Consider the following 24,842-nt stretch of genomic DNA (forward strand, 5'->3'; position numbering starts at 1 on the left):
CGGAACTCCGGGACGAAAGGCAGACGTCATGACCGGAACGGTTGTCACCCATACTCCCGCGGTGGCGCGACTGCGGGACATCGCGCTCGCGTGCGGCCGGGCGGCCGCGCTGCGGGCCGCCGTCGAGCTGAGTGTCGCCGAAGCCCTCGGCGACACTCCGACCAATCTCATCGACCTCGCCACGCTTGTCGGCGCTCCGCCCGAGACTCTGGCCAGATTGCTGCGCGCGCTCATGTGCCACGGGGTTTTCGCACAGGACGACGACGGCTGCTACGTCCACACCGAGGAGTCCCGGCTGCTGCGCGAGGACGAGCCGGGCAGCATCAAGTACATCGTCCTGTGGAGCACGGAGCCGTGGACCTGGGAGCTGTGGCCGCATCTCGCCGACGCCATCCGGACCGGGGACACCGTGTTCACCGCGTTGCACGGCAAGGACTTCTTCCCGTATCTGCACTCCGCCGCGCCTGAGTCCGCGGCTGTCATGGACCGGGCGATGATGCAGTCGAGCACCATGTCGGTCCAGGCGATCGTCGACAGTCTCGACCTGTCCGGCGCGCGGTCGGTGGCTGATGTCGCCGGCGGACGGGGCCACGTGCTGGCGGCCTTGCTGGAGCGGCATCCCGGGCTGAACGGCACGCTCGTCGATCTTCCGAACGCGCTGCGCAACGTCGACGAGCGGCTCCGCGCGGGCGGCGCGCTCGCGGCGCGGGCGACAGTCATCCCCGCCGACGCCCGCGCCGACATCCCGCCGGGCAAGGACGTCTACCTGCTCAAGAGCATCCTCGACTGGGACGACGAGAGCACGGTCAAGACCCTGCGCAACGTGGTGCGCGCCGCCGGGCCGGGAGCCCGCGTCTACCTCGTCGAGAACCTGATCGACGAAAGCTTCCAGCCGAAGTTCAGCACCACGATGGACCTGTTGCTGCTGCTCAACGTCGGCGGCGGCAAGCACACTCTCGAAGGGCTGACCGAGCTGATCCGGCGGGCGGGCCTCCGGGTCGACGCGACCCGGCCGGTCGACGCCTATTTGCACCTCGTCGCATGCACGGTTCCCGCTCCCGCGGCGGAATGAGGGTACGACGTGAGACTCATCGACCTGTCCTCGCCGATCGACGCGGCCGCGTGGGAACCGCACCCGGTCGTGCACGAGGTCATGACGCCCGCCGAGGGCGCCCGGCACATGGCAGACGAGATGCGGAGCCAGTTCGGGATCGGCTTCGACCCGGCGGACCTGCCCTGCGGCGAATTGCTTTCGATCGACACCCTGACCCTCACCACGCACACCGGGACGCACGTGGACGCGCCCGCGCACTACGGGACGGTCACCTCGTACGGGCCGCCGCCGACCGTCGAAAGCCTTCCGCTGGAATGGTTCCACGCGCCGGGCGTGCTGCTGGACGTCTCGTCCGAGCCGATGGGCTCCGCCGTGGACGCGGGGTGTCTCGAACGGAAGTTCGCCGAGATCGGGCACCGGCCGGACGCGCTGGAGATCGTCCTGCTGCGCACCGGCGCGGACGCGTGGAACGGGACCCCGAAGTACTTCACCGATTTCGTCGGGCTCGACGCGGGCGCCACCGGCCTGCTGCTGGACCTCGGGGTCCGGGTGATCGGGACGGACGCCTTCAGCCTCGACGCCCCGTTCGTCGCGATGCTCGAGCACTACCAGCGCACCGGCGACCGGGAGGTGCTGTGGCCGGCCCACTTCGCCGGTCGGCAGCGGCCGTACTGCCAGATCGAACGCCTCGCGAATCTCGGCGCGCTGCCCGCCGCGACCGGATTCGCTGTCTCGTGCTTCCCGGTGAAGATCGCGGGCGCGGGAGCGGGCTGGGCTCGGGCGGTCGCCCACGTCGAAGACTGACTCCGCGCGCTGCGGAAGGCCAGGACCCGAGGCGGCCTTCCGCAGCGTCCGGCTCAGGCCAGGTCGTCCCTGGTCACCCGCCGGGAGCGGACCCGCAACCGGCCGTCGCCGCCGCGCACGAGAACGTCCTCGCAGACGCAGATCCGGTGCAGCCGCGAGGATCCGCCCAGCTTCGTGGCGACCACCTGCGCGTAGCAGCGGACGGCGAGCGTCGCGTCCGAGCCGGGCTCCACCGAAACCATGCTGTGCCAATGCCGGTGCACTTCGCCGGCTTTCGCCAGTCCGGCGGCGCCCTCGCGCGCGACGGCCGTGAGCTCGTCCCGGCCGCGTACTGGCTGCGGCCGCGACGGCATCGCGAAGGTCGCGTCCTCGGTGAACGACTCCGCCCAATCGGCGGCCCGGCCCGCGTCCAGCAATTGCATCGTACGGGCGTAGAACTGCAGAACCTCGGCGTAAATCCGGTGGAAAGTCTCGTCGGCGACGGGAGCTTCGGACTGTGCGGTCATGATTTCCCCGTTCCTTTTCCGGTGGTGACCGCATCAGCGTGCCCGGTCGCATTCGAACCACGCTCGACCCGGCGAGAGGCGGCACCGGTTCGAAGAAGAATCGAGGCGGTGCGTCGACAGTGAAACCCGAGAAACCGCCAGCTCGAAGGGATTCGTTCGATGCCTCAAGCAAAAACCGTCGAGAAGGAAATCCTCGTGCACGCACCGGCGAAAGTCCTGCGGGACCTGGTGCTCGACGTGGACCGCTGGCCGGCCCTGCACCGCCCGGCCGTGCATGCCGAGTACCTCGAGCGCAGCGAGACCAGCGCTCGTATCCGGCACTGGGCGGTGACCGACGACCGCACCGTCCGGACCTGGACCGAACAACGCCGGTTCGGTGCCGACACCATCACCGCCGTTGTCGAGTCCGCTGAGCTGCCCTACGTCGACGCGAACGGCTCGTGGACGTTCGAAGAGCGTGACGAGGACACCCTTGTCACGCTCCGCTGGGAGTTCCGGACCAGTGACGCGACTGTCGCCGACACGGTACGAGCCGAGAGCGCCGAGTACCTGGCGTCGCTGAAGTCGGCGGCCGAGGAACGAGACGAACTCGCCGAACTGATCCTCACCTTCGACGACCCGCTCTTCATCGCCGGTTCGATCGAGGACGTCTACGCCTATCTGTACGAGGCGGACAAGTGGCCGGACCGGATCCCGCACGTCGCGAAGCTGGAGCTGGAGGAGACCGTTCCGGGCATCCAGTTCTTCGACATGGTGTCGCTGTCCCCGGACGGCTCCTCGCACAGCACCCGCTCCGTCCGCATCTGCCTGCCGCACCGGAAGATCGTCTACAAGCAGATCCAGCTGCCGACCATGCTCGCCGCCCACACCGGCCACTGGGCGTTCGCGCAGACCCCCGAAGGCGTCGTCGCCAGCACGCGGCACACCGCGAGGATCAAACCGGACATGGTCTCGATCCTCGGCGAAGGAACCACCGTCCAGGACGCGCGGAACCATCTGCGGCGGGTGCTGACCGCCAACAGCATGGGCAACCTGCAGCTGGCCAAGGCCTACGCGGAGGAGCGGGCCGGGTTCTGACCGGACATCGCGGACGACACGAAGCGGTGCCTGCCCGGGGAACCGGGCAGGCACCGCTTCGTGGTTCACTGGTTTTCGACGAATTTCTTGGCCTCGTGCAGGTGTGCCGACATCGCTCCGCGCAGGAAACGCCGGGCCTCGGCCGGTGCGTCCGCGGAGGCCAGCGACGCCGAACCGGTCACGATCGCGGTGTGCCCCGCCGTGACCACGACCCCGGCGTCCTCCTCCGCGAAACTCCAGTAGCCGGCACGCAGCTCGAACAGGTCCGAGGGCTCCGTCTGCTTGTACACGATCTTCGTCCGCGGGAACCCGACTCTCGCGGACCGGGTCGTGTGCACCGAGTGCCCGTCGCGGACGCTGAGTTCGACGAACTGGACGTTCTGCGGAGTCTCGGCGACGACGGCCCGGTCGACCCGGGAGACGAACTTCGGCCACGACGAAGCGTCCCGGAACGCCTCGTACACCGACGCGAGGTCGCTCTTGACCTGGACGGAGTCGGTGAGGGCCAGGGTCCGAGCCGAGACGTCGGAGAACCCCTCCGCGCGCTCTTTCAGCGCGTTCAGCTGCGCGCTGCCGTGCCGGGCGAACATGGCGCGGGCCTTGGCCGCCGACTCCGGATCGTCGCCGGCGACTTCGAAGGTGTGCTCTTGCCGCAGCGTCATGCGGCGTTCGCCGTCCGGAACGCACGTCCACCGGCCGCTCAGCCGCCGCACGTCGCCGACCGGCTCCCGCTGCTCGAAGTCCATGACCAGGCGGTCCCGGTCGATGTGCCGCCGGGAGCTGAAGATCCGGGTCGTCCCCTCGGGCGTCAGCCCCCAGCAGGTGAACACGTCGTCGGCACCACCGCGGTCGGAGCATTCGGTGTGCAGGATCCAGGGGAATATCCACGGCCATTTCGGGGCGTCGGTCACCAGACTGAACACGAATCCGGCCGATGCCTCCACCGAAATCGAGACAGCGGATTTCTCGGCGGTCACGGCTGCCGCACCTCCGCCGCGCGATTTTCCCGGACCAGCTGGAACGATCCGGGCTCCACGGCGGCGATTTCCCCGATTTTCTTCACCGGGCCCCAGAAACCGTCCTGTGTCATCGCCGCGCGATGCTGCTCGGCTGTTTCCCATTGGGACGTTTCGAGATACACCTTCGGTTCGCTTTCCGACCGGTACAGCCGGTAGACGTGGAATCCCGGCTGGGCGGACATGTGCCGGTTGACTTCCCGCAGCAGCCGGTCGAACTCTTCGGCGTCGCCGCTCACGGTGTACCGGTTGACGGTGTAGAACATGTCTTCTCCTCAGGTGTCGTGCTGCACTGCGGACCCGGAAGACGTTCGCGGACAGCGCGCCGCTGGATCTTGCCGATCGGCGAGCGCGGGATCCGGTCGACGAGTTCGACAGTGCGCAGCCGCTCGTAGTACGGCACCCGCGCGTTCACGAACTCGGCGAACCCGGCCGGATCGGCCCCCGGGTCCTTCGCCACGACCAGTCCGTGCGCCGCGGCGCCGCTGAACTCGTCCGGCCGGTCGACCACGACGCAGTCGGCCACGCCCGGGTGCTGCCGGAGCACCTCTTCGATCTCGCTCGGCGCGACCAGCCAGTTGTCGACCTTGAAGACGTCTTTGAGCCGGTCCACGACGAACAGGTAGCCCTCGGCGTCGAGGAAGCCGATGTCGCCGGTGGAGAACCAGCCGCCGGCGTCGACATCGGCGCCGAGCGGACGGCCGAGGTACCCGAGCATCAGCTGCGGGCCGCGCACCTGGATCTCGCCTTTCGCACCGACGCGCTGGACCGCGCGGGTCTCGACGTCGACGATCCGGCATTCCGCGCCGGGCACGGGAATCCCGCACGAGCCGGGCCGCGGGTCGTCGAGATTGCCGAGGAATACCGACGGCGCTGTCTCGGCGAGGCCGTAGCCCTGCACGACCGGCACGCCGAAGTGCGCCGACAGGTCCGCGATCGCGCCGGCCGACATGGCCGAGCCTCCGGAGAGGATCGCTCGCAGCGCATCCGCCTTCGTCTCGCCGAGCGCCGGGTCGGCGGCCAGCCGCATCAACCGCACCGGAAGGCTGTAGAAGTGCGTGGCGCTGTTCCGGTGCGCCCCGGCGACGGCGCCGAGGATGTCCGGGTCCGGCCAGAGCACGTGGGTCGCGGCCGCGGTGACACTGATGTGCAGGTGCATGGAGTGGAACGTCGGCAGGAAATTGAAAACGACCGAAGACCCGCCGAGCCGGTGCGCGTAGGCGGTCTGCGCCGCGTTGACGACGAGGTTTCGGTGGCTGAGCCGGCAGATCTTCGGGTCCCCGGTCGTGCCGCTGGTGAACTGCAGGCAGGCCGCCGTGTCGAACACCCCCTCGGACGCCGCCGGAACCGGGTCGTCAGCGCGGACGGTCATCTCGTGCACGGTCGGCAGCGCGCCGGTGTCGATGTCCGGGTCGCGGTGGGTCAGGACGTACTGGGCGGGAAACTGGTCGCGCAGCTCGACGGCGAGATCCGGGGCGACGACGACCGCCGCGGCGTCCGCGCGGTGCAGCAAGGCGACGAGCCGGTCGGCGGGGAGCAGCGGGTTGATCAGGGCACTGACCGCTCCGGCGCGCGAGATCCCGTACAGCGCGACCGGATAGGACAGGGACAATTCCATCGCCAGCGCGACCACTGCGTCCGCTCCGGCCAGCTGCCGCAGCGCTGCGGCGAAACCGCTGACCCGCCGGTCGAATTCCCCGTAGGTCAGCTCCTCCTCCGGCGTGCGCAGCGCGATCCGCCCCGGGGCTCCAGCCGCGGCCCGACGCAGGAGATCGTCGAACCGCGGTCCGTTGTGGAGGTCGTCGAGCACCGCGAGCGGCGGGCCGGCGACGACCGCGGCACCGGGTTCATGCTCTTCTTTCACCGAGGACCTCCCACAGGAATGTCGTGCGGTGCGTCGCATTCGCACCGCGATTGCGAACGAGACCGCCGGGCCGCACTCACCCGCGCGGCGCGGAAACTGCCGGTGTTGCCCTGATGTAGTCGGCGAGCCGCCTGATTCCTTCGGCGAGTTCCTCCGCCGTCAGGGAACTGAAACCGAGCCGGAGCACGTTGTGGCCGCCGTCGCCGACGTAGAACATGCTCATCGGAGCCCAGGCGACGCCGTAGTCGCGCGCGCACCGCTCAAGCTCGGCGAGGTCGACCCGGAACGGAACTTCCACCAGAAGGAAGAAGCCCCCGCCCGGGTTGTTCCAGCGCACGCCGTGGTCGGCGACGCGACTCCGGGGGAAGTGTTCCTCCAGGCAGCACAGGGTCAGCTCCAAGTGCCGGACGTAGAGATCCGCGAGATCCCGGTTCGCGCGGCGCAGGCTGTAGTCGTGCTCGGCGAGCAGGCCGCCGATCACCGCCTGGGAAATCCCCGCGGTGTGCACGGTGACCATGCTCTTCACTTTCGCCAGTTCCTCGGCCAGCGGGCGTATCTCGCCCGCGCCGCCGGTCACCGGCTGGTCGGCCACGAGGTAGCCGACTCTCGCTCCGGGGAACGCGCTCTTGGCGAAGGTGCCCAGATAAATCACCCGGCGAGCGGAGTCGAGCGATTTCATCGTCGGCAGTTCCTCGCCCGCACGGCCGAAGAGGCCGTAAGGATTGTCCTCCAACAGCAGCAGGTCCTCCTCGGCGGCGACCTTCAGCAGGTCCCTGCGCGCCGCGAGCGACATCGAGCAGCCGGACGGATTGGCGAAGTCGGCCGTCACATAGCAGGCCACCGGCCGTCGCCCGGAGGAACGCACGCGCCGCGCGGCTTCGGCGACGTCAGCGGGCCGCAGCCCGTCCTCGCGCTCAGGAACCGGTTCGAGCGGGATTCCGAGCAGCGTCGCCGCACCGGAAATGCCTACGTAGCAGGGCGACACGGTGAGCAGGACGTCGTCCGGACCCGCGAACAGCCCGCGCAAGGCGATCAGCATCGCTTCCTGCGCCCCGTGCGTGATGAGCACCGACTCCGGCGCCACGCGGATGTCTTCGTCGTTCGCCAGCATTCGCGCGACCGCGTCGCGCAGCAGCCCGTGGGTCGGCCCGTATTGGAAGACCGCCTTCGTGATCCGCTCCTCGGACTGCCCCTTCGCGCGCAGATCGGCCACGTAGCGGTCCAGATAGCGGTGCAGGCTGTCGATCCGGAAAAGCCCCTCGTACGGCCGGCCGGAGGCGAACGAAATCGCTTCCGGATACCGGAACGACGTCTCGCTCAGCAGCCGCATCGAGTCCAGCACCGGGTTCCCGACGCTGGCGTGCAGTGCGTCCAGGTCGAGGGCGACCTCTGCGATTCCCGCTCCCATCATGGCATTCGCTCCCCTGTCAGTCGGTTGGCGGTCTCACGGATGTGCGCGCCGGGAACGGCCTACGACAGGCGGTACACGAAGAAGTTGACCGCCGTGCCCGCGACGAGGCGGCTGTGCTGGGCAACAACCTCCTGGCGGAATCCCTCGTCGTCGATGAGCTGCTGCAGGTAGGCGAGGTCGCCCGCGTTGCCGAAGAAAACGATCAACCGGCCCTTCTCCGACAGGTGTTCGCGGGCTTCGCGGAAGAACCTCGTCAGCGCACCGTAGTTTTCGTCCGCCGTCGCCGCTTCCAGCATGTTCCGCGGGGTGAACCAGCTGAACGGCGGATTGAAGACGATCAGGTCGAACACGCCGTCGACGTCGCTGAAAATATCGCTGCGGCGCACCTCGACCCGGTCGTCGAGACCGTTGCGAAGCGCATTGTCCTTCGCGTTCTCCACCGCGGCCGGATTGATGTCGACGGCGAGCACTTCGCTGGCTTTGGTCGCGGCGATCAGGGCGTTCACGCCGCAGCCGGCGCCCATTTCCAGTACCCGGTCTCCTGCTTCGACCTCGTCCAGCACCGCTTCGCCGAGCAACTGGGCGAGCGGTCCGATCCGCTTCACCTCGGGCGGAACCACGAAGGTCAGGCCGAGCAGCGCCGACGTCTCGGTTTCCGTGGCCGTGGTGAGGTCCAGCAGGTCCAGGTGCAGCTTCCACATGCGTTCCGCGCGTTCCGCCGACATCAACGGCTGGTAGGCGCCGACCCTTTCCGCGCCCTGCGGGCTGTTTGTTTTCATAGCGTCGAAGTGAAACAGCCTTGCCTCGAAAAGACCTTGAGCCTGCCCATGCCTACGATCGCTCATCCGGCTGCTCGCCCGGATTGTTTTCCCGCTCGCCGGCGCGAAAGAAAAGCCGCTCGAAAAGCGAAACCGTGCATTCCCCGGCGCTTCCCTTCCCGGCCAGGTAGCCGTCCGGGCGGACCAGGACGTAGTCGCCTTCCCGGGCGCCGAATCCTTCGGCCAGGACGCCGGCGGAGTCCACCAGAACGCCGATCTGGGCATCGTCGGCGTTCGCCGACACCGTGCGAACGGAGACTGCGCGCCCGTAGTGCTTCTCCGCGAACCGCAGCGCTTCGCGGATCCGGTCCCCGCGCTCGCCCGGCCCGGCGAAACCGAGCAAGGTCCACCGCGGGTCGGTCAGTTCGCCCACCAGCTCCCGCCAGCCGGGGAAGGCCCGCTCCTGCTCGGCGGAGCACCCGACGCGGTGGCCGGGCCGGATCCCCGCCGTTCCGTCGCGCGCGGGCAAGGCGAGCGGGCTGCTCTCGTAATGCAGCGCCAGCCCGGACATCCCCCGAAGGATCTTGCGTTCGATCTTCTTCTTCACCGGTTTGACCGCGTTCACCAGGCCCAGCCCGATCGGCAGCACCACCGGGGCGGCAAGGTTGCGCAACGCGATCAGCGCGGTCGCCCGCTTGGTCGAGCCGAGCAGGGTCTCCCCGACCGGCACACGCTCGGCGCTGTAGCTCTCCAGCAGTTCCGGCGACGCGACCCCGCGGATCACGTCAGCGAGTTTCCAGCCCAGATTGTGCGCGTCCTGCATCCCCGTGTTCATGCCCTGTCCCGAGGCCGGGCTGTGGACGTGCGCCGCGTCGCCCGCGACGAAGCACCGGGCCACCTGCATCCGCGGGATCATCCGCTGCTGGATCGTGAAGGTGGACACCCAGCTCGGCGTCTCCACCGCGACCTTCCTGCGCAGGGCTTTGCCGAGCTTGCGCTCGAATCTCTCGCCGACCCGCGCGTAGTCCTCCTCACCGTCCGCCTCGTGCACCTCGGAGGTGTCCAGCAGCCGCCACTTGCGCGGCGTGGGGAACGGCACGAGCAGCACGGTGCCCCCGTCCACGTGGACCAGGTGCAGGCTGTCGCGGCTGAGATCGACGTCGAGCCGGGCGTCGGCGACCGTCCACTCCTCCATCGAATCGCCGATCATCGACAGGCCGAGGCTCTTGCGCACGAAGCTGTGCGCGCCGTCCGCGCCGATCAGCCACGGCACCTCGACCCGTTCCGTCTCGCCGCGTGCGCGCAGCTCGGCCCGCACCCGCCGCGGATCCTGCGTCAGCCCGCCGATTTCGACGCCCCATTCGACGCGGACCCCGAAATCCGCCAGCCGGTCGCGCAGGATCTCCTCGGTGTGGATCTGGTCGAGCTGCAACGTGAACGGAAACCGCGTCGGCAGCCGCGTGTAGTCGGTGCCGAACCGCACCAGCATGCGCCCGTTGCGGTGGATCGAGAAATTCTCCGCCCGCTGTCCTCGTTCCAGTGCCCGGTCGAGCAAGCCCATCTGGTGATAGACCTCGAGGTTGCGAGCGTGGTTCGCGGTCGCGCGGCTCGTCGTCGCGGGCCCGGCCGCCTTGTCGATCAGGCGGACCGCCACCCCGCGGCGGACCAGTTCGTGCGCCGCCGTCATCCCGACCGGGCCCGCACCGACCACGAGCACCTGGTAATCCGCACTGCCGCGCATGAGAAGTTTCCTTTCGTCGCGCTGAGGAAGGACCCGGCTGATCACAGGTCCAGGGCGATGTCGTACCGGGCGAGCCAGTCGTTGAGCCACAACGCCATTTCCAGCCCGCCGCGGTCGTAGGGCCTGCTGACCTCGCCCACGCGCCGGGCCGCGGCTCGCCGGGCGCGGTCCATGTCGAGCAGCGGCCGCACCGGTGCGGCCCGGTCGGCGACCACTTCCGCCAGACCCGCGCGCAGTGCCCGTTCGTAGCCCGGGTCCTGGACCGCCGGATACGGGGTCTTGACCCGCCGGACGATCGACGCGGGCAGGATGTCCTCGAACGCCGCGCGGAGCAGGCTCTTCTCCCGGCCGTCGAAACTCTTCATCGCCCACGGCACGTTGAAGACGTAGTCGACCAGCCGGTGATCGCAGAACGGCACCCGCACCTCCAGCCCGACGGCCATGCTCATCCGGTCCTTGCGATCGAGCAGGGTCTGCACGAAACGGGTCAGGTTGAGGTAGGTGATCTGCCGCATCCGGCGCTCGACCGCGGATTCGCCGGGCAGCTCCGGAGCCTCGGACACCGCCTCCTGGTACCGGTCCGCGCGGTAGCCGGCGAGGTCGAGCTTCTCCAGCAGGCCCCGGTCCAGCAGCCCGGCGCCGCCGAAGTAGCGGACCGACCCCGAGGTCAGCCAGGGAAACGTGTGCGCGGTGACCGCGCTGGGGTTCCGGAACCACTGGTACCCGCCGAAAAGCTCGTCGGCCGACTCTCCCGACAGCGCGACCGTGGACGTGCGGCGCACCTCGCGGAACAGCAGGTACAGCGACGCCCACATGTCGCCCCAGTAGCCCGGGGGCTGGTCGACCGCGCCGAGCACAGCGGCGCGCACGCCGGGACGCGACAACTCCGCGCTGTCCAGGACGACCTCGGCATGCCGGGCTCCGACCTTGGCGACGAGGTCGCGGGCGAACGGGGTGTCCGGCTCGCCGCGCACCGCGTCCGGGCTGAAGCCGGCCGACGGATTCCCGAAATCGACCGAGAACGTCCGCAGCGGGCCGAGTCCGGCCAGGCCGGTCCGGCTCGCTGCCAGCGCCGTGATGACCGACGAATCGAGGCCGCCCGACAACAGCGAGCACAACGGGACGTCGGTGACCATCTGCTCGGAGACGGTCTGCTCCAGCAGCCCCCGGACCGTGTCGACGGTCGCGGGCAGATCGTCGACGTGCTCGTGAGCCGTCAGTTCCCAGTACCGGCTCGTCCGCAGTCCGGACTCGGTCAGCCGGACGAGCTGCCCGGGACGCACCTCGTTCATCCCGGAGTAAGCGGTGCGCTCCGGAGTCTTCACCATTTCCAGGATCTCGCACAGCCCCTCCGCCGACACGCGGCGCGAGCCGAGCGGATGGGCGAGGATCGCCTTCGGCTCGGACCCGAACACCAGCCCCTCGGCGGTGCGCTGGTAGTAGAGCGGCTTGACGCCCAGGCGGTCCCGGGCGAGCAGCAGTTCGCGGCGGCGTGGGTCCCAGACCGCGACGGCGAACATCCCCCGCAGGTGTCCGGGGAAGCCGGCTCCCCACTCCAGATACGAGGCAAGCACGACCTCGGTGTCGCTGCGGGTGTCGAAGACGTGTCCGCGAGCGGCCAGCTCCCGGCGCAATTCCTGGAAGTTGTAGACCTCGCCGCAGAAACTCAGCACGGCCTGGGTCCGGCCGCCGCGGACGCGGGCCATCGGCTGACGACCGCCCTCGAGATCGATGACAGCGAGGCGGCGATGCCCGAGCACGGCGTGCGGGTCGAGCCACGTGCCCCGCGCGTCCGGGCCTCTGCAGCACAGGGTGTCAGTCATCGCGTCGGCGATCGCGGACTCGCCGGACAGGTCGCGGCCGAAGTCTGCCCACCCGCAAATTCCGCACACTTCCGCGCTACCTTCCGTTCCGGGAGCCCTGGTTCACCAGGGCGTTGACGGTCTCGAGCAACTGGCCGGGGGTCTTGGCCTCGGGCAGCGCCCCGTCGGGCAGCTTGATCGACAGTTCGCGCTCGATCCGGCCCGCGGTGTTCAGCAGCGCCAGCGAGTCGTAGCCGAGGTCGTCGAACGCGACCTCGCTGATGTCGCCGGACAAGTCCACCTCCTCGTCGACGCCGGCGCATTCGCGCAGCAGGTCGGCGAGACGAGCGAGGGTCAGCTGGTCGGTCATCGGTAATCCCTTCCGTTCGGGGAATCACTGGCTGTGCGCTCCGGTCCCCCTCCGACGGCGTGCAGGACCATCGCGGAGTTGAATCCGCCGTGCCCGCGCGCCACGACCAGCGCGCTGGCGAGGTCCGCGGCGCGCGGAGCCTCACGGACCAGGTCGATCGCGTGCGCGTAGGCGGGCTGGGTGACGTTCACCGTCGGAGGGATCACGCCGTCCCGCAGGGAAAGCAGGGCGGCCGCGAGGTCCAGCGGACCCGCGCCGGCGAGCAGCCGCCCGACCATGCTCTTGGGCGCGGTCACCGGAACCGCGCGCCGTCCGAAGATCTCCGCGAGCACCGCCGACTCGACCGCGTCGAGCTCGGGCACCCCGGCGGCGTCGGCGAACACCACGTCGATTTCGCCGGGCCGTGCCTCTGCCTGGTCGAGCGCGCCCAGAATCGCCCGCCGCAGACCGTCGCCGCCGGGACCGGCCTTGCCGTCGAACGTCGACGCGTGCCCGGAGATCTCGCCGTATGCCCTGGCTCCGCGATCCGCGGCGGCGACCGGGTCCTCGACGATCAGGATCGCGCCCCCTTCGCCGGGCACGTGGCCGGAAGCGGCCGCGTCGAACGGCAGATAGGCAAGCTCGGGACGGTCCTCGCGGCTGACCCGCCCCGAGGCGATCAGGCAGATCCACGCCCACGGGCACAACGAGCCGTCGACTCCGCCGGTGACCATGAGGGGAGTGCCGTTCTGCACGGTGCGGCTCGCCTTCGCCACCGCGTCGAGCCCGCCCGCCTGATCGGCGACCACCGCGCCGCCGGGTCCGCGCAGCTGGTGGCGGATCGAGATCTGCCCCGTGTTGACCGGATAGAACCACGCGAACGACTGATAGGCGCTGACGTACTCGCCGCCCTTGCTCCACAGCGCCTCCAGTTCGCGCTGGCCGAAATCGAATCCGCCGGCCGAGGCGGCGGTGAACACTCCCGCCGAGAAGGCGGGCAGAGCCCGGGGATCGACCTCGGCGTCGGCGAGCGCCTCCTCAGCCGCCACCAGCGCGAGCCTGGTCATCGGATCCGTTTGCGGCAGCAGCCGGTTCGGCACCCGCGACGCGGCGTCGAGATCGGTCTGCCCCGCCACCGTCGCGGTGTAGGCCGACGGGTCGAACCGGGTGATCCTCGCGATCCCGCTGCGCCCGTGAGTCGTCGCCGCCCAGTAGGCCCCGGCGTCCAGCCCGGTCGGCGCGACGATCCCGAGCCCGGTGACGACCGGCCGGTTTGTCCGCGTCCGCGCGGTCATCAGTTCGGTTTCGTCAGGATCATGGCGCTCTGGAAGCCGCCGAAGCCGCTGGCCACGCTCAGCACCGTGGACAACGGCTGCTCCCGGGCGGTCAGCGGCACGTAGTCGAGATCGCATTCGGGATCCCGGTGGTGCAGATTCGCCGTCGGCGGGACCACCGAATGCTCGATCGCCAGCGCGCACGCCGCGACCTCGAGCGCGCAGATCGCGCCGAGGGAATGCCCGATCATGGACTTGATCGAGCTGACCGGGGTCCGGTAGGCGTGATGGCCGAGACTCGCCTTGTACGCCGCGGTTTCGTGCCGGTCGTTCTGCGTCGTGGACGATCCGTGCGCGTTGACATAGTCGACCGCGCTCGGGTCCAGCCGCGCCCGGTCCAGCGCCGCCCGGATCGCGTCGGCCATCTCCGCGCCGTCCGAGCGCAAGCCGGTCATGTGATAGGCGTTGCACCGCGAAGCGTGTGCGGCGACGCGCGCGTAGATGTGCGCTCCCCGCCGCCGGGCATGTCGCTCTTCCTCCAGGACCAGCATCGCCGCCCCTTCGCCCAGCACGAAGCCGTCGCGGGTGCGATCGAAGGGCCGGGATGCCGTCTCCGGCGAGTCGTTGCGCGGCGACGTCGCCTTGATGGCGTCGAAACAAGCCACCGTGATCGGCGAGATCGCGGCGTCGGAGGCGCCCGCCACCATTACGTCGGCTGAACCGTCCTCGATGAGGGAAGCCGCGTGGCCGAGGACGTCGATGCCGGACGTGCAGCCGCTCGAGATGACGCCCACCGGACCCAAAGCCTCGGCGGCCAAGGCAATCTCCGCCGCCATGGAGGAGGGAACGAAGTAGTCGTACAGGTACGGCGCCGCGTGGGCCTGGTCGACCAGCCAGTGCGCGCCCTCGTCGCTGACCACCGCGTACTCGCTGTCCAGGCTGATCGTCATGCCGCACGCCGTGCCGACCATCGCGCCAGTGCGCAGCGGGTCCGCTTCTCCCGCGATGCCGCTGTCCTCCAGCGCTTCGCCGGTCGCCGTCATCGCGATCTGGGTCGTCCGGTCCCATTTGCGGACCTGCTGCCGGCTCAGCCCGGCCGCGATCGGGTCGAAGTCGCATTCCGCGGCGATCTGCGACCGGAACCTCGACGCGTCGAACAGAGAAATCGGGCGGGTGGCCGAGCGCCCCGCGGTCATTAGCTCCCAGAACGCTTTTCTCCCCGGGTCGCCAGGGGCGACCACCCCGATACCCGTGATCGCCACGCGTCGGTCGCCGTACTCGTCTCTCGCCACAGGGTCCCCTCCTTCAGCACCGGCAGTGCTCCGCATTTCCGGCGTCGTCCGCAAACAATGGCCGCACCACCTCGACTCGCCCTTGAGGCGAGCCCGCTCCGGCGGGAGCAACGGGATATCCGCCACCTGGTCGCGGAACGAAGCACGGCACCGATCCGGCGGCAAACGCAGCGCGGGCTCCGCATTTCAAGAAACTTGCGTCGCCGTCCCCGGCCAGGGCATCATCTGGTGATGGGTTAGAGGAGGGTAAACTCGCTGGTCATGCTCTAGTCGCACCAGCCGGCAGCCGACCGGCGGGATTCTTGGACACGGACTGGACGAAACGGCCATTACGAATTTTCGCGGAGCTATTTCCGCGACTGGGGCAAAACGGACCATCCGGAGGCGGCGCAATTCACGGTCGCGTTCGGAGACTTCCCGGCGAAAGCAGCGCGCCGCGCACGAACCGCGGGCCTTCATCGTCGCCCTCCACCCGGACCGCGATTCGTCATGCAGGGAGGGTGTTGATGACGCCGCTCGAAATCATCGAGAGCAGACCGGTGTTCCTGCTCGGGCTCACCAGCGTCCTCGCCAGCGCCGGATTCGAGGTGACTGCCACGCGATCCATGCGAAAACGGAATACGAAGGCCTCGGTGGATCTGTTCATCATCGATCAGGAAACCGCGAGCAACGACGTGCGCCTCACGCAGAGATGCGTCGGGAAAACACCTGTTCTGTTGCTCGACCACGCTGCTCGCGCGAGCCCCCTGCCGAACCTGGCGGAATTGAGCGTGCGCGGCATGCTGAGCGCTCTGTCGGAACCCGCGGAAATAGTGACCGCCGTGCACAAGATATCCTCCGGCGGATGCTATTGGGCAAACGCGCACGTCGCCGGCTGTCCGGGACGGCATAACGTTGCGGCACTGTCCCCTCGGGAACGGCAGGTGCTCGAACACATCTCGATGGGAGACACCCATGCGCAGATCGCCAGCGCACTCGGCATCAGCGTGCACACGGTGAACACCTATGTGAAACGAGCCCGCTCCAAATTCCGGCTCGGAAACAAAGCCGATTTGACCCGGGCGACCATTCTCGGTCACGTCGAAGCAGACCTCGGCGAGCCTTCTCGCCACGCCCGCGGTCCGGCGGACGTTCCGGAGCCGCCCGCCCGCGACGCCGGCCGTCAGGACAAGCGCCAGCTGCCGGTCGGCGTCGCGAGCTGCTGGCAGATCTAGCGTTGGCCCCGGGCGCTTCCGGCCGGCGCGACCTGCGACCCGGCAGATCGCGCCGGCCGGTCATCGCAGCCGCGCGGAACTCGTCACCACCCCATGACTGGTCCTGGCCCGCGCCGGCAGCTCAGCCACGGTGTCCAGCTTGGGATCGGTGTTGAGAATGCCGCGCCGCAGTTCCCACAGACGCGGCGACGGGTCGACGCCCAGTTCCCGGTCGAGCGCCTCGCGTGCCAGCTCGAACGCCCGAAGCGCGTCCGCCCGGCGACCGGAACGGTAGAGGGCGAGGATCAGCCGGGCTTGGAACCCTTCGTGCGTCGGGCCGTCCGCGACCAGCGCGGCCAGTTCGCCTACGAGATCCGCGTGCAGGCCGAGCGTCAGGTCGACGTCTATCCTTAGCTCGAGGGTGTTGCGGCCCAGCTCCTGCAGCCACACTGAGAACACCCGCAACACCGGCCCGACGCTGACGTCGAAAAGGGCGGGCCCGCGCCACAAGCGCAAGGCCTCGCGGAGCGTTTCGGCCGCCGACTCGACCTCCCCCGCGTCGTACTCGGCCCGTCCGCGCTCAGCCGCCCGCGCGAACCTCTCGACGTCGACGCAGTCCTCGTCGAGATCCAGGACGTAGCCGCTCGACACCGTCCGCAACGAAGCAGCCGCCCGGTCCCGCAGCAGGTATCGCTCGCGCAGCTGGTAGATGTAGGTCTGCAAGGTCGTGGCCGCACTGCGCGGCGGACGTTCGCCCCACAGCTCTTCGACGAGCTGATCGGTGCGGACGATGCTGTTGGCCTTCAACGCCAGCAATGCGAGCACCTGCCGAACTTTCGGCGCGGTCGGAGTGACAATGCTGGATCCCCGCTCGACTACCATCGGCCCCAGGATGTTGACCCGCATCGGGCATGCCTCCACTCTGCGTCAGGTTCCCCCACTCCCGGCGAGCGGGCACTGTCCCGTCGGCCGGAAACCCGGCCGGCGTCGAGAAAAAGACGATCCGCAGCTTGAAACACGGCAGACGACCGGCGTGTCCCCCTGCCCCAGTGTGTGATATCGGCGCATCCCGCGATTTGTCTGGTTTCCCGGTTTGCCCGCCGGGCCGGCTACCACGGATCAGCCAATGGATGCCAGTCTACGAGACATTTCGGCCTCGTACTTGTCGCCAATTTGAGGGTCGCTGCTTTGAGGGACGGCAGAAATACCGCCCGGCACCAAGGTTCCGAACCTACCGCAGCGCACGCCTCGGAGACGCGCGGCCGTCCAGTTCATCCGCTTCGCACCCGGCGCGCCCGGATCCCCACCGTTGACTCAAGTTGTGAATCGGTGGTTCACTTCTTGCCGTGGCCTACCGCAGAACGCCCAAAGTCCAGGAGCGGCTCGACGCGCTCCGGGACACCATCCTCGACGCCACCGTGCAGCAGCTCGCCGAGCACGGCTACTCCGGCTGCTCGGTAGCCGCCGTCGCGGAGAGGGCGGGCGTTGCCGTGGGCACGGTGTACCGGCACTTCCCCACCAAGGCGGATCTGGTCGTGCGGGTCTTCCGGCAGGTCGTCTCGCGCGAGGTCGAGGCCGTGCGGTCGGCGGCGGCGGGGCCGGCCGATCCGGTGGCGCGCGTCGTGGCGGTGTTCGAGACGTTCGCGGTGCGGGCGTTGAAGGCGCCGCGGCTGGCGTATGCGCTGCTGGCCGAGCCGGTGGACGCGGTGATCGACGCCGAGCGGCTCGAGTTCCGGCGGGTGTTCCGTGACGTCGTGGCCGAGCACGTCGCCGAAGGCGTGCGGACCGGGGTGTTGCCCGCGCAGGACGCGTCGGTCAGTGCGGCGGCCTTGGTCGGCGCCGCGGCAGAGGTGTTGATCGGCCCGCTGACCAGCGGCGGGTCGGCGGAGGTCAGCGAGTTGAGCACGTTCGTCGTGCGGTCACTGGGAGGTTCGGATGCCCGCAACGCATGAGGTCGTCAATCAGGTTCCGCCGCTGGAGCACGACGTCGCGGCCGATCCGGCGCTGGCGGAGGCGGTCGGGCGCACCGAGGCGTCGTGGGTCGTCGGCGAGCTGCACGAGCTGGGGCGGCTGGCGGGCAGCGAGCAGGTGCAGGAGTGGAGCCGGCTGGTCAACGAGAACGAGCCGGTGCTGCGCACGCACGACCGTTTCGGGCACCGGGTCGACGAGGTCGAGTTCCATCCGCATTGGCACGACCTGATGAATGTCGCGGTGTCGCACGGGCTGCAGGCCGCGCCGTGGCGGGACGAGCGGCCGGGGGCGCACGCGGCGCGGGCGGCGAAGTTCTATGTCTGGAGCCAGTCCGAGGCCGGGCACACCTGCCCGATTTCGATGACGTACGCGGCGGTTCCGGCGTTGCGCGCCAATCCGGAGCTGACCGAGAAGTACGAGCCGCTGCTGGCGTCGACCGAGTACGACTTCGGGTTGCGCGAGCCGGGCACGAAGCGCGGGCTGATCGCGGGCATGTCGATGACCGAGAAGCAGGGCGGTTCGGATGTCCGCGCCAACACCACCGCGGCGCGGCCCGCCGGTGACGGCAGCTATCGGCTGGTCGGGCACAAGTGGTTCACCAGCGCGCCGATGTCGGACCTGTTCCTCACGCTCGCGCAGGCGCCCGGCGGGCTGTCCTGCTTCCTGCTCCCCCGGGTGCTCCCGGACGGCAGCCGGAACCCGATCCGGTTGCAGCGGTTGAAGGACAAGCTCGGCAACCGGTCGAACGCGTCGTCGGAGATCGAGTACGACGACGCGGTGGGCTGGCTCGTCGGCGAGGAGGGCCGCGGGGTCCAGACGATCATCGAGATGGTCAACAACACCCGGCTCGACTGCGCGCTCGGCAGTTCGTCGGGGATGCGGCTGGGCGCGGTCCGCGCGGTGCACCACGCGACGCACCGGTACGCGTTCGGCAAGGCGCTCGTGGACCAGCCGCTGATGGCGAATGTGCTGGCGGACCTGGTGATCGAGGCGGAAGCGGCGGTGGCGGCGTCGATGCGGCTCGCGGCGGCGGGCGACCGGCGCGACGACGAGCAGGAGCAGGCGTTCCGCCGTCTCGGGCTCGCGGTGACCAAGTACTGGGTGTGCAAGCGGGCTCCGACGCACGCGGCCGAGGCGCTGGAATGCTTGGGCGGCAACGGGTACGTCGAGGAATCGGGCATGCCGCGGCTGTACCGGGAGGCACCGCTGATGTCGATCTGGGAGGGGTCGGGCAACGTCGCCGCGCTCGACGCGTTGCGCGCGATGGGGCGGCAGCCGGAGTCGGTGGCCGCGTTCTTCGCCGAGGTCGAGCAGGCCGCGGGCGCGGACGCGCGGCTCGACGACGCGGTCGACCGGCTCAAGAAGGATCTGTCCGATGTGGACGATCTGGAGTTCAGGGCGCGCCGCGTCGTCGAGACGATGGCGTTGGTGCTGCAGGGTTCGCTGCTCGTGCGGCACGCGCCGCGCGCGGTGGCGGACGCGTTCTGCGGCACGCGGTTCGGCGGCGACTGGGGCCTGGCTTTCGGCACTTTGCCCGCTGGAACCGACACTTCCGCGATCATCGCCCGCGCTCGCGGCTAGTCCGCGCGTTTCGCCGGACAGGCCGCGGCGGCGAGGGCTACTGTCCCTGCCCGTGACCGAACCTGTTTACGTAACCGAGACGCGCAGCGCGTACGACACCGTCGCCGAGTCGTACGCCGAAATGCTGAAGGATTTCCTCGAGTCGAGCACGTGGGACCGGACGATGCTCGGCGCGTTCGCGGAGCTGACCGGCGAGGGACCGGTGGGCGACCTCGGCTGCGGGCCCGGCCGTCTCACCGGGTACCTCGCCTCGCTGGGCTTGGACGTCTTCGGCGTCGACCTGTCGCCCACGATGGTCGAGGTCGCCCGCCGGACGCATCCGCACCTGCGCTTCGCGGTCGACTCGCTCGCCGCGCTGGACATCGCCGACGGCTCGCTCGCCGGGGCGCTCGCGTGGTATTCGCTGATCCACACGCCGCCTGAGGAACTTCCGGTGCTGGCCAAGGAACTCGCACGGGTGCTGCGGCCCGGGGGCTGGCTGCTGACCGCGTTCCAGGTGGGCGACAACCAGCGTCGCCGCATCGAAAACGCCTACGGCCACGACATCGCGGCCGACGCGTACCGGCTGGATCCGGACTTCGTCGCGCGGTTGCTGGCCGACGCCGGTTTCGTGGTGGACGCGCGTCTGGTGCGCAAGCCGGGCCCGAGCTACGAGGCGACGGACCAGGCGTACCTGATGGCCCGCAAGGAGGGCTGAGGAAAGTCCACTGGGGACAGAAGGGGGCAAGGACTTCTCCCCGCCCCCTTCACCTTATAGCGCACCCCGGGGCTTGCGGCAAGGCCCGGGTGGTGCTCCACAATCGTCCGCCGGAGCCTCTGCCTGCGGAAACGCCGCCGGCGGGAGTCGGCTCCGGTACAGGGGACGAAAAGTTCATGGTGGACGTGATCGTGGTGGGGGCCGGGCCGGCGGGCGTCATGCTGGCCGCGGAGCTGCGGCTGCACGGGGTGCGCGTGGTCGTGCTGGAAAAGGACGCGGAACCGCCGGAGTACGTGCGCGCGCTGGGGATGCACTCGCGCAGCATGGAGGTCTTGGACCAGCGGGGGATGCTGGAGCCGTTCCTCGCCGCCGGTTCGACGCACCCGGCCGGGGGTTTCTTCGCGGGGATCACGCGCCCCGCTCCGGAACGGCTGGACACCTCGCATCCGTACGTGCTGGGGCTTCCGCAGCCGATCACCGACCGGCTGCTGGCCGAGCACGCGGTCAAGGCGGGCGCGGAGATCCGGCGCGGATGCGAGGTCGTGGGGCTGAGCCAGGACGAGGACGGGGTGACGGTCGCGCTGGCCGACGGCAGCGAACTGCGGGCGCGCTACCTGGTCGGCTGCGACGGCGGGCGGAGCACGGTGCGCAAGGCGCTCGGCGTCGCGTTCCCGGGCGAGCCCGCACGGCGTGAAGTGCTGCTGGGCGAAATGGAGGCGACCGCGGATCCCGCCGAAATCACCGCGCTGGTGATGGAAATCCGCAAAACGCAGCTGTGGTTCGGGGTCGGGCCGCTGCGCGACGGGATGTTCCGCGTGGTCGTGCCCGCGGCCGGAGTCGTCGAGGACCGACACCCGCGGGCGCCGACGCTGGACGAGGTCAAACACCAGCTGCGCGAGTACGCCGGAACGGACTTCGGCGTCCACTCCCCTCGCTGGCTCTCGCGGTTCGGGGACGCGACCCGGCAGGCCGAGCACTACCGCGTCGGCCGGGTGCTGCTCGCCGGGGACGCGGCGCACGTCCACCCGCCGCTGGGCGGGCAGGGGCTCAACCTCGGGATCCAGGACGCGTTCAACCTCGGCTGGAAGCTCGCCGCCGAGGTCAACGGCTGGGCTCCGGAGGGACTGCTCGACACCTACGAGGCCGAACGGCACCCGGTCGCGGACGCAGTGCTGGACAACGTCCGCGCGCAGGCCGTGGTGATGTCGCCCGACCCGGACGGGCGCGCCGTGCGGCGGCTGATGACCGAGCTGATGGCCTTCGAGGAGGTCAACCGGCTGCTGCTGGAGAAGGTGCTCGCGCTCGACATCCGCTACGACTTCGGCGACGGGCACCGGCTGCTGGGGCGGCGGATGCCGGACCTGGCGCTCAGGCGGCGAGGACGGCTGTACGAGCTGACGCACCAGGGCCGCGGGCTGCTGCTGGACCAGAACGGGCGGCTTTCGGCCGAAGGCTGGGCGGACCGGGTCGACCGGGTCGTGGACGTGAGCGAGGACCTCGACGTGCCGGCCGCGCTGCTGCGACCGGACGGGCACGTGGTCTGGACCGGCGAGGATCAGCGGGAGCTGGAGCAGCACTTGTTGCACTGGTTCGGCGCGAAGCGATGAGGACGTAGCCGGGCGGGTTTCCCGGCTGCCCTGGGGGTGCCGGGAAACCCGCCGCGGTCAGGGATGCACCGGGCCGCCCCAGCAGTCCTGTTTGCCCAGCCGCACGGACGTGCTGGTGTAGACGCCGTCGGCGATGGTGTCCTGCATGATCGACCGCTGGTCCGTCGGGCGCGGCCACTGGTAGCACCAGTGCTGGGCGAAGTAGCCGCCCGCCGCCTGGATCGGGTCGAAATCGCAGATCCCGTCGGTCTGGATGCAGTAGCGGATGGACCGGACGCCGGCGAAGTCCGGGCGGCCCGCGCCGAAGGACACGTATCCGCCGAACGGCGAGGGCAGGCCGGTGCCCGGCGGGAGCGTCGCGCTGATCCCGGTTCCGGCCGGGCCGGGCGGCTGCATCGGGTCGGCGAAGAGTTTGGCGCTGAACCTGGCCTTGTCGACGCCGAGCCGGCCGTCGGCGATGTCGTTGAGGACCAGGTTCGCCACGATCGCGCCCTGGGAGTAGCCGACGACGGTGAGCTCGGCGTCCGGGTTCTCGCGGTAGGCGTCCTGGACGACCTGGCGGCCGCGGTCGTGTCCGATCGCGACGCTCTGGTCCATCGGCGTCTGGTCGCAGTTGGGCGCGCCGGCCGCTCCGGCGGGATAGTCCACGATCCGGGCGATGCCGCCTCGCAGCCACTCCGGACGGTAGACCGACGCCTTCCCGTCGCAGGTGCCGCCGATCAGGAGGTAGTAGTGCGCGCCGTCGGCGGATGCCGGTGTGGCGCTGGCGAATCCCGCGCCGAGCGTGGCGACGACCGCGCCGATCAGCGCGATCCTTCTGGCTTTCTTCCTCATCGGGTCCCCTCCGCGTCGAATGGTCAGCACGTTACTGAACGCGTTCGGAACGCTACGGAGGAGCGATGAAATCCTGCTGAAAGCATGATCGCCCACGAGCCGGGCGTTCGCCGATGCCGCTGGCCGGGCGGCATCGGCACCGGATCCGAGTCCACCGGATCGGGTGACCCGCCGCGAATGCCTCAAGCCGGGCTGCTCCCCCGGCGTGCAGGGGGAAGGCGGGCCCGCGACCACGGTGTTGCGGACGGTGCCGATCCCGTGCACGGTCATGCGGACGGTGTCGCCGATGCGCAGCGGCGGCGGTTGCCGGTCGCCGTGCCATCCCCACAGTTCGGCGAGGCAGCCGCTGCCGCAGATTCCGGAGCCGAGCACGTCGCCAGGCCGGACCCAGGTGCCGCGGCTGGCGTAGGCGAAGGTCCAGGCCATGGTGGCGAGCGTGTCGCCGCCGACGCGGGTGTCGTTGACGAAGACCTCCATGGCGAGGTCGTACCGGCCGTCGCTTTCGCGGTCGGCCAGTTCGTCCGGGGTGACCAGCACGGGGCCGAGAGTGCCGAACAGCTTCCGGTGCCCGACAGCGGGACTTTGCGCGACGATCTGCTCGCCTACGCCACCTCGCTCGCGAAATACCTGACCTCGCCCGCAGGCAACGCCCTCGATCGAACGTTGGCCTCCGCCGGCGACGACCCGATCACCCAGCAGCTGCGCGACCAGTACTGGGACGCCCGCTACGCCCAGCCCGGCCAGATCGCCGCGTGGGCGGTCAAGCGCGGAGAGCTGCCCGAGGCCACCGATCCGCGTTTCGTGCTGGAGCTGCTTGTCGCGCCGCCGCACTTCAGAATCGTGCTCACCCGCGAGCCGCTCGATCCGGACCTGCCCGCACGCATCGTCGACGCCCTCCTCCACGGCCTGCTCCCGGCCGCCGACGGACCGCCGAGGTCCCGGCTCTCCTGAGAGGGCGTCTGAGAACTGGGTAGGGCGGTGGGCGTGGTGATGTCCTGGAATGGGGTGGGCTCCCGGTAGGACTGGTGGTTCCTACGCCAACCGGTCCTCACCAGGAGTCCGTGTGTCAGTGTCGCCTACGTGCCAGTGTTTGTCGTGCCCGGCCCACGGCAAGCTGCTCGTCGTGCCCGTTCTACCCGTCTTCCTCGATGACCGACGCCCAGTGGGCGCTCGCCGGGCCGCTGCTGCCGCCGGGCAACGCCACGGACAAGGGCGGCCGGCCCGAGAAGCATCCGCGGCGTCTCGTGCTGGACGCGATGTTCTATCTGGCCCGTGGCGGGATCGCGTGGCGTCAGATGCCCAGCGACTTCCCGCCCGCGATGACGGTCTACGACAATTCCGCCGCTGGGCCAGAAAAGGTGCGTGGCAACGGGTTCACGACGCTTTGCGCGACCGGGTCCGAGCGCGCGCCGGTCGTGACCCGCTGCCCACCGCCGCGGTCATCGACGCCCAGACCGTGCGCGGGGCCGACACCGTGCCCCCCGCCGGCGCGGGCTACGACGCCGGGAAGAAAACCAGGGGACGCAAACGCCACATCGCGGTGGACACCCTCGGGCCGCTGCCGGCCGTCGTGGTCACCCGGGCCGACATCCAGGACCGCGACGGCGCCCACCGGCTGCTGACAGCACTGCGCGCCCGCTTCTCCGCCGTCGCCTGCGTCTGGGCCGACGGCGGCTACACCGGACGCCTGGCCGCCTGGGCCCAGCAGGTCCTCGCCCTCACCGTCGAGATCGTCACACGCACCGACAAGACCACCGGATTCGTCCTCCTGCCCCGCAGACGGGTCGTCGAACGCACACTCGGCTGGATCGTCAAACACCGCCGCTGCGCCCGCGACTACGAAACCCTCCCCGAACACCACGAAGCCATGATCCACATCGCCATGATCATGACCATGCCCCAACGACTCACCCGCAACCCACACCAGTGACATCAGTTCCCAGACGCCCTCTGAGGCGCCCTGTGACCCGTGCGGGCAGGGCATCGGCCGGTCTCGCGAGTTCGGCTGGTC

At 69.8% G+C, this 24,842-nt stretch carries 23 protein-coding genes and 1 pseudogene; 11 read left to right on the top strand and 13 right to left on the bottom strand.

Annotated features, from left to right (window positions below; translation table 11 throughout):
* The first annotated feature begins 28 nt into the window (after positions 1 to 28).
* Both A4R44_RS31135 and A4R44_RS31140 read left to right on the top strand, forming a co-directional pair.
* Entirely contained in the window at positions 29 to 1,072 is a 1,044-nt protein-coding gene (locus tag A4R44_RS31135) for a methyltransferase (protein WP_067588659.1), read from the top strand.
* Between the two features lie 9 nt (positions 1,073 to 1,081).
* Positions 1,082 to 1,858 (top strand): cyclase family protein, encoded by a 777-nt coding sequence (locus A4R44_RS31140; protein WP_067588661.1) that lies wholly within the window; start codon positions 1,082 to 1,084, stop codon positions 1,856 to 1,858.
* A 53-nt stretch (positions 1,859 to 1,911) separates the two neighbouring features.
* On the opposite strand, the gene A4R44_RS31145 is transcribed toward A4R44_RS31140, so the two are convergent.
* On the bottom strand, positions 1,912 to 2,364 hold the full coding sequence (locus A4R44_RS31145; RefSeq protein WP_067588663.1) for a nuclear transport factor 2 family protein: 453 nt from the start codon (positions 2,362 to 2,364) through the stop codon (positions 1,912 to 1,914).
* A 159-nt stretch (positions 2,365 to 2,523) separates the two neighbouring features.
* Between A4R44_RS31145 and A4R44_RS31150 the strand changes: the two genes are divergently transcribed.
* Positions 2,524 to 3,441: an SRPBCC family protein gene (locus tag A4R44_RS31150; RefSeq protein ID WP_067588665.1), complete on the top strand. Its 918-nt coding sequence runs from the start codon at positions 2,524 to 2,526 to the stop codon at positions 3,439 to 3,441.
* A 65-nt stretch (positions 3,442 to 3,506) separates the two neighbouring features.
* On the opposite strand, the gene A4R44_RS31155 is transcribed toward A4R44_RS31150, so the two are convergent.
* The 10 genes from A4R44_RS31155 to A4R44_RS31200 all read right to left on the bottom strand — a co-directional run bounded on the left by A4R44_RS31155 (position 3,507) and on the right by A4R44_RS31200 (position 14,948).
* A complete protein-coding gene (locus tag A4R44_RS31155; protein WP_067588667.1) occupies positions 3,507 to 4,418 on the bottom strand; it encodes an SRPBCC family protein in 912 nt (303 codons plus the stop codon).
* Positions 4,415 to 4,723 carry an antibiotic biosynthesis monooxygenase gene (locus A4R44_RS31160; RefSeq protein WP_067588669.1) on the bottom strand — a complete coding sequence of 103 codons (309 nt, stop codon included), beginning with the start codon at positions 4,721 to 4,723 and terminating at the stop codon, positions 4,415 to 4,417. Before A4R44_RS31160 ends, A4R44_RS31155 begins: the two co-directional genes overlap by 4 nt.
* Positions 4,693 to 6,321: a class I adenylate-forming enzyme family protein gene (locus tag A4R44_RS31165; protein ID WP_198545506.1), complete on the bottom strand. Its 1,629-nt coding sequence runs from the start codon at positions 6,319 to 6,321 to the stop codon at positions 4,693 to 4,695. Before A4R44_RS31165 ends, A4R44_RS31160 begins: the two co-directional genes overlap by 31 nt.
* Positions 6,322 to 6,397: 76 nt before the next feature.
* Positions 6,398 to 7,732: a PLP-dependent aminotransferase family protein gene (locus tag A4R44_RS31170; RefSeq protein WP_067588671.1), complete on the bottom strand. Its 1,335-nt coding sequence runs from the start codon at positions 7,730 to 7,732 to the stop codon at positions 6,398 to 6,400.
* A gap of 59 nt (positions 7,733 to 7,791) precedes the next feature.
* Positions 7,792 to 8,511: a HemK2/MTQ2 family protein methyltransferase gene (locus A4R44_RS31175; protein WP_067588673.1), complete on the bottom strand. Its 720-nt coding sequence runs from the start codon at positions 8,509 to 8,511 to the stop codon at positions 7,792 to 7,794.
* A 52-nt stretch (positions 8,512 to 8,563) separates the two neighbouring features.
* Positions 8,564 to 10,231, bottom strand: coding sequence for an FAD-dependent oxidoreductase (locus A4R44_RS31180; protein ID WP_067588675.1), 1,668 nt, complete (start codon positions 10,229 to 10,231; stop codon positions 8,564 to 8,566).
* Positions 10,232 to 10,272: 41 nt separating this feature from the next.
* On the bottom strand, positions 10,273 to 12,123 hold the full coding sequence (gene asnB, locus A4R44_RS31185; protein WP_067588677.1) for an asparagine synthase (glutamine-hydrolyzing): 1,851 nt from the start codon (positions 12,121 to 12,123) through the stop codon (positions 10,273 to 10,275).
* A 7-nt stretch (positions 12,124 to 12,130) separates the two neighbouring features.
* Positions 12,131 to 12,403, bottom strand: a complete 273-nt coding sequence (locus tag A4R44_RS31190; RefSeq protein WP_067588679.1) for an acyl carrier protein — start codon at positions 12,401 to 12,403, stop codon at positions 12,131 to 12,133.
* A complete protein-coding gene (locus tag A4R44_RS31195) occupies positions 12,400 to 13,677 on the bottom strand; it encodes a beta-ketoacyl synthase N-terminal-like domain-containing protein (protein WP_067588681.1) in 1,278 nt (425 codons plus the stop codon). The genes A4R44_RS31190 and A4R44_RS31195 overlap by 4 nt, the downstream gene beginning before the upstream one ends.
* Positions 13,677 to 14,948, bottom strand: a complete 1,272-nt coding sequence (locus A4R44_RS31200; RefSeq protein ID WP_232791864.1) for a beta-ketoacyl synthase — start codon at positions 14,946 to 14,948, stop codon at positions 13,677 to 13,679. The genes A4R44_RS31195 and A4R44_RS31200 overlap by 1 nt, the downstream gene beginning before the upstream one ends.
* 506 nt (positions 14,949 to 15,454) lie before the next feature.
* On the opposite strand from A4R44_RS31200, the gene A4R44_RS31205 reads away from it, so the two are divergent.
* Positions 15,455 to 16,162, top strand: a complete 708-nt coding sequence (locus tag A4R44_RS31205) for a LuxR C-terminal-related transcriptional regulator (protein WP_067588685.1) — start codon at positions 15,455 to 15,457, stop codon at positions 16,160 to 16,162.
* A 60-nt stretch (positions 16,163 to 16,222) separates the two neighbouring features.
* On the opposite strand, the gene A4R44_RS31210 is transcribed toward A4R44_RS31205, so the two are convergent.
* Positions 16,223 to 17,047 (bottom strand): AfsR/SARP family transcriptional regulator, encoded by an 825-nt coding sequence (locus A4R44_RS31210; RefSeq protein ID WP_067588687.1) that lies wholly within the window; start codon positions 17,045 to 17,047, stop codon positions 16,223 to 16,225.
* Positions 17,048 to 17,487: 440 nt separating this feature from the next.
* Between A4R44_RS31210 and A4R44_RS31215 the strand changes: the two genes are divergently transcribed.
* The 4 genes from A4R44_RS31215 (at position 17,488) to rox (ending at position 21,997) form a co-directional block, all read left to right on the top strand.
* Positions 17,488 to 18,093, top strand: a complete 606-nt coding sequence (locus A4R44_RS31215; protein WP_067588689.1) for a TetR/AcrR family transcriptional regulator — start codon at positions 17,488 to 17,490, stop codon at positions 18,091 to 18,093.
* The gene (locus A4R44_RS31220; protein ID WP_067588691.1) at positions 18,077 to 19,693 is read left to right on the top strand and encodes an acyl-CoA dehydrogenase family protein; all 1,617 of its coding nucleotides are present in this window, start codon (positions 18,077 to 18,079) and stop codon (positions 19,691 to 19,693) included. Before A4R44_RS31215 ends, A4R44_RS31220 begins: the two co-directional genes overlap by 17 nt.
* A 52-nt stretch (positions 19,694 to 19,745) precedes the next feature.
* Positions 19,746 to 20,390, top strand: a complete 645-nt coding sequence (locus A4R44_RS31225) for a class I SAM-dependent methyltransferase (RefSeq protein ID WP_067588693.1) — start codon at positions 19,746 to 19,748, stop codon at positions 20,388 to 20,390.
* Between the two features lie 176 nt (positions 20,391 to 20,566).
* Positions 20,567 to 21,997, top strand: a complete 1,431-nt coding sequence (rox, locus tag A4R44_RS31230) for a rifampin monooxygenase (protein ID WP_067588696.1) — start codon at positions 20,567 to 20,569, stop codon at positions 21,995 to 21,997.
* 57 nt (positions 21,998 to 22,054) lie between these two features.
* On the opposite strand, the gene A4R44_RS52705 is transcribed toward rox, so the two are convergent.
* Complete coding sequence (locus A4R44_RS52705; protein ID WP_369805968.1) at positions 22,055 to 23,368, bottom strand: PE-PPE domain-containing protein; 1,314 nt, start codon at positions 23,366 to 23,368, stop codon at positions 22,055 to 22,057.
* Between the two features lie 27 nt (positions 23,369 to 23,395).
* Between A4R44_RS52705 and A4R44_RS31245 the strand changes: the two genes are divergently transcribed.
* From A4R44_RS31245 to A4R44_RS31250, 3 genes and pseudogenes are all read left to right on the top strand, one after another.
* Positions 23,396 to 23,782, top strand: a complete 387-nt coding sequence (locus A4R44_RS31245; protein ID WP_095213765.1) for a TetR-like C-terminal domain-containing protein — start codon at positions 23,396 to 23,398, stop codon at positions 23,780 to 23,782.
* 197 nt (positions 23,783 to 23,979) lie between these two features.
* Positions 23,980 to 24,153: pseudogene (locus A4R44_RS52710) on the top strand (transposase); the annotation flags it as partial.
* A complete protein-coding gene (locus tag A4R44_RS31250; RefSeq protein WP_198545508.1) occupies positions 24,117 to 24,761 on the top strand; it encodes an IS5 family transposase in 645 nt (214 codons plus the stop codon). The pseudogene A4R44_RS52710 and the gene A4R44_RS31250, both read left to right, overlap by 37 nt.
* The last annotated feature ends 81 nt before the right edge of the window (positions 24,762 to 24,842 follow it).

The sequence above is a fragment of the Amycolatopsis sp. M39 genome (assembly GCF_001651785.1).
GTDB classification, from domain to species: domain Bacteria; phylum Actinomycetota; class Actinomycetes; order Mycobacteriales; family Pseudonocardiaceae; genus Amycolatopsis; species Amycolatopsis rubida.

Coding starts and splice junctions, on each gene's coding strand:
- A4R44_RS31150 (WP_067588665.1), top strand. CDS start 2,524: ATGCCTCAAGCAAAAACCGTCGAGAAGGAAATCCTCGTGCACGCACCG.
- A4R44_RS31145 (WP_067588663.1), bottom strand. CDS start 2,364: ATGACCGCACAGTCCGAAGCTCCCGTCGCCGACGAGACTTTCCACCGG.
- A4R44_RS31160 (WP_067588669.1), bottom strand. CDS start 4,723: ATGTTCTACACCGTCAACCGGTACACCGTGAGCGGCGACGCCGAAGAG.
- A4R44_RS31180 (WP_067588675.1), bottom strand. CDS start 10,231: ATGCGCGGCAGTGCGGATTACCAGGTGCTCGTGGTCGGTGCGGGCCCG.
- A4R44_RS31175 (WP_067588673.1), bottom strand. CDS start 8,511: ATGAAAACAAACAGCCCGCAGGGCGCGGAAAGGGTCGGCGCCTACCAG.
- A4R44_RS31170 (WP_067588671.1), bottom strand. CDS start 7,732: ATGATGGGAGCGGGAATCGCAGAGGTCGCCCTCGACCTGGACGCACTG.
- A4R44_RS31195 (WP_067588681.1), bottom strand. CDS start 13,677: ATGACCGCGCGGACGCGGACAAACCGGCCGGTCGTCACCGGGCTCGGG.
- A4R44_RS31220 (WP_067588691.1), top strand. CDS start 18,077: ATGCCCGCAACGCATGAGGTCGTCAATCAGGTTCCGCCGCTGGAGCAC.
- A4R44_RS31210 (WP_067588687.1), bottom strand. CDS start 17,047: ATGCGGGTCAACATCCTGGGGCCGATGGTAGTCGAGCGGGGATCCAGC.
- A4R44_RS31135 (WP_067588659.1), top strand. CDS start 29: ATGACCGGAACGGTTGTCACCCATACTCCCGCGGTGGCGCGACTGCGG.
- A4R44_RS31205 (WP_067588685.1), top strand. CDS start 15,455: ATGACGCCGCTCGAAATCATCGAGAGCAGACCGGTGTTCCTGCTCGGG.
- A4R44_RS31190 (WP_067588679.1), bottom strand. CDS start 12,403: ATGACCGACCAGCTGACCCTCGCTCGTCTCGCCGACCTGCTGCGCGAA.
- rox (WP_067588696.1), top strand. CDS start 20,567: ATGGTGGACGTGATCGTGGTGGGGGCCGGGCCGGCGGGCGTCATGCTG.